Source organism: Erwinia papayae, assembly GCF_058241465.1.
The window spans coordinates 1-2,854 of sequence record NZ_JBZCHT010000001.1; the positions used below are offsets into that span (position 1 = coordinate 1).

General features: G+C 38.7%; 4 protein-coding genes. 2 read left to right on the plus strand and 2 right to left on the minus strand.

Going from position 1 to position 2,854, the window contains the following annotated elements; translation table 11 throughout:
* Positions 1–313 precede the first annotated feature (313 nt).
* Positions 314–946 (minus strand): transcription termination/antitermination NusG family protein, encoded by a 633-nt coding sequence (locus AC3RPL_RS00005; protein ID WP_490738506.1) that lies wholly within the window; start codon positions 944–946, stop codon positions 314–316.
* 320 nt (positions 947–1,266) lie between these two features.
* Between AC3RPL_RS00005 and AC3RPL_RS00010 the strand changes: the two genes are divergently transcribed.
* Both AC3RPL_RS00010 and AC3RPL_RS00015 read left to right on the plus strand, forming a co-directional pair.
* On the plus strand, positions 1,267–1,824 hold the full coding sequence (locus AC3RPL_RS00010; RefSeq protein WP_490738507.1) for a helix-turn-helix domain-containing protein: 558 nt from the start codon (positions 1,267–1,269) through the stop codon (positions 1,822–1,824).
* An 11-nt stretch (positions 1,825–1,835) separates the two neighbouring features.
* Positions 1,836–2,459 (plus strand): DUF5710 domain-containing protein, encoded by a 624-nt coding sequence (locus AC3RPL_RS00015; RefSeq protein WP_490738508.1) that lies wholly within the window; start codon positions 1,836–1,838, stop codon positions 2,457–2,459.
* Between the two features lie 145 nt (positions 2,460–2,604).
* Here the strand turns inward: AC3RPL_RS00015 and AC3RPL_RS00020 are convergent.
* Positions 2,605–2,854 (minus strand): relaxosome protein TraM (locus AC3RPL_RS00020; RefSeq protein ID WP_490738509.1); only part of this gene is annotated, 250 nt, incomplete at its 5' end.

Genomic DNA, 2,854 nt, shown 5'->3' on the forward strand with positions numbered 1-2,854 from the left:
CGCGTAATTGGCTGGTTTGCGGAGACATAAGTACCTCACTTTACATTCTTACCAATTTCCTTGATCAGAGTACTTACTGCCGGGTCAGAAAAATTATCTATCAGGAACTGAAGAAACTGTGAACCTGAAATTGTTTGTCCTGAGTGATAACTCGCTTCGACTGCACATCTGCGAATGCGCTCGCAACGTTCCTCACCTACATACATAGTCCTTCCAGGACGGGCGGCTTTTATTGACGAGGTTTGAGACATTTGGACTCCTGCGGAAAAGCCAGGGCAAGCCCTGGCATAGTAGTGTTGAAAAAGCATATTAATTAAGTAAGAGGTGGGCGCTGAATACTTCGGGATGCAATACGTTCCAGTAATATTTTTTCAGCGTTTACGTCACTATAAACAGTTGCTGGATGTGGCAGGTTGGCCTCGCAGCCGCCTGAAGATGCAATGCCGGTCACAGCAGTGTAGATATGAGAGGTATCACTTAAGAGTTCCTCCAGAACATCACCGCGCTCAAGGAGGCGCATAAATTCAACCTGCCTTTCAAGAGGCCGGGGTATCGCGTAAATCCGCTGAATAGCGGATATCAGCGCTGGTGATAAATTGGCACACTCAACGCAATTATCAGTGGGGTCTATTCGGAGAATGCGAACGCACTTAAGCGCTTTGATAACTTCATCACGAACGACACAGGCCATATCACCAAACCTGACAAAGGAATGTACACCTGGAATATCAGTGATTTTTGTTGGGTGAGTAACTTCAGGATCAAAACAAACGAACAGATAGCCTGGTAGCAATGGTTTCTGCGACACACGCGATCCACCACAATCTTTTCTGCGAGTAATACGGGTTTCAAGTGGAAAATAGCATTCGACATTGAGACTTGAAATCCAGCGAAGAACACGATCGAAACTTTTGTTTTGGCACTGAGCCAGATACCAGTTTTCCATAGCCCGGTTTTCTTTAGGCAAGCCTCCCCCATTTTCTCGCCGTGGAGAAAGCACTTATAGAACATTAGCATACGAATAATCAACAAAACCTTACAAACTGTATATAATCACACACCTGTAGTTTTGTACAGCACGTAATGCAAATTTTTTGCACATTACTACGACAACAAGAGTAAAGCGCAAAGACAACAAAATCTACTAATTTTTAGTAGATTTATACATTAACACTAAAAAATCAAAACAATGTAATAAAAACAATTGCTTATAAACAACCATTAACTATGGTGTCGTTAGAACGTTATATTTGAGTGAAACAGACCATGAACAATACGCCAAAAACGTTGGGAGAGAGGTTAGAACTGGCCCTTAGCACTTTGAAGCTATCTCAATCACAAGCGTCTTTGGCAGCGGGAGTTCCGCAAGCAACGATTAGTCATCTAATAAGAAATCAAGCACGTACATATAAAAATTCTCGTGCATTAGCAGAAGGTTTAAAAATAAATCATGACTGGTTGGTATATGGGCGTGGTGGGATACTTAATCCTACAGTGCAATATGTACCTGTTATCCTAGAGTACTTTCGCCTGCGACTATACCAATCTGAATTTTTTCTTGAGGACAATACTAATTTTCTTGTTACTGAACAGGATTATGGTGAGGGTATGTTCGCAACAATACTGAATGACTCAATCCTGATTTGCTCCAGACCAGATGAAATTGAATATCCTGAAAGAGAAACTGGTTTTCTACTATGGACTGAGAGGCGAAAAGCAATAATTAACGAGCAGGTACAGGGAAAAAGAGTATTTCTTATACACGAAATAAGAAGATATGAATCAATACCAGAAAAAATATTGAAAGGAACACAAAACCTATAAAGGAAAGCATAATGGGAAGGATAAATCTACGTGTACCATACGAAGAAAAAGATGAAGTGAAAAAATTAGGGGCGAAATGGGACTGGAATATGAGGGTTTGGTACGTTCCTGAAAACCTTAGTCATGAAATATTCAGTAAATGGCTGCTGCTCCCTAATATTAAAGCAAAATCATTTTCAATAGCAAGAGTTATGACAGATTGTTGGTCATGTAATAAATACACCTATGTGTATACGATATTCTTTGACGAAGGATATCATTACAAAAATTACAATGAAGATACAGATGAGGTTTACTGGGAGCATAACCACTATCCAGCTATATTGTGTCATGTTGAATATGTCAGCGCAGATGCACAACGATTAATTGAAAAACATACACAATGTTATACTTATGATTATAGCAAAAAAGCAAAGATGCATTATGTAATGAATCATTGTATACACTGTGGAGCCAAGCATGGCGATTTTATAATGCATGGGGAGCCTGGCGGAGAATTCAATCCAGTAACTCCTGAAAGAGCCAGAAATATCAGAATAATTTCTTTTAATACACCCATTAAATGTAGGGCTAGTGACTCATATTATAACGACTTCTATAAATCGATAAGATACCAAAGAGGGTGGGAATCATAACCCATTATATGAATTTGCAGTAGTATCACCTCGATTAAAGCGGGCAACTCCTCATATGCATGCCATTATTTCGAAATAAGTTAACTATATTGAATGACAATTAAATAGATTCATTCCCCTAGTAAACCGCGCCCACTTTTTCACATCAATCATTACTAAAAACCTTAGTTAACTGATCGTCAATTTTTTCTCTTATTTGAACCTTTACATTTTCATAATTAAATGAATCTATATTCTTAACCTCATCTAAGTTTCCAATCATCTGAAGAAGCGTTGTTGAAGCGTAAGAAGCTTTGAGTATGTTTTCCAATAAAACTTTATTGAACATCAAGGGATCAGGTAAGTCATTATTTTCTTGTGTAAGATCTACTTCTCCTTCTTGCTCTTTCTTCTGT

Excerpts from the sequence above, each read along its gene's own strand:
- AC3RPL_RS00015 (WP_490738508.1), top strand. The coding sequence starts at position 1,836 with ATGGGAAGGATAAATCTACGTGTACCATACGAAGAAAAAGATGAAGTG.
- AC3RPL_RS00010 (WP_490738507.1), top strand. The coding sequence starts at position 1,267 with ATGAACAATACGCCAAAAACGTTGGGAGAGAGGTTAGAACTGGCCCTT.
- AC3RPL_RS00005 (WP_490738506.1), bottom strand. The coding sequence starts at position 946 with ATGGAAAACTGGTATCTGGCTCAGTGCCAAAACAAAAGTTTCGATCGT.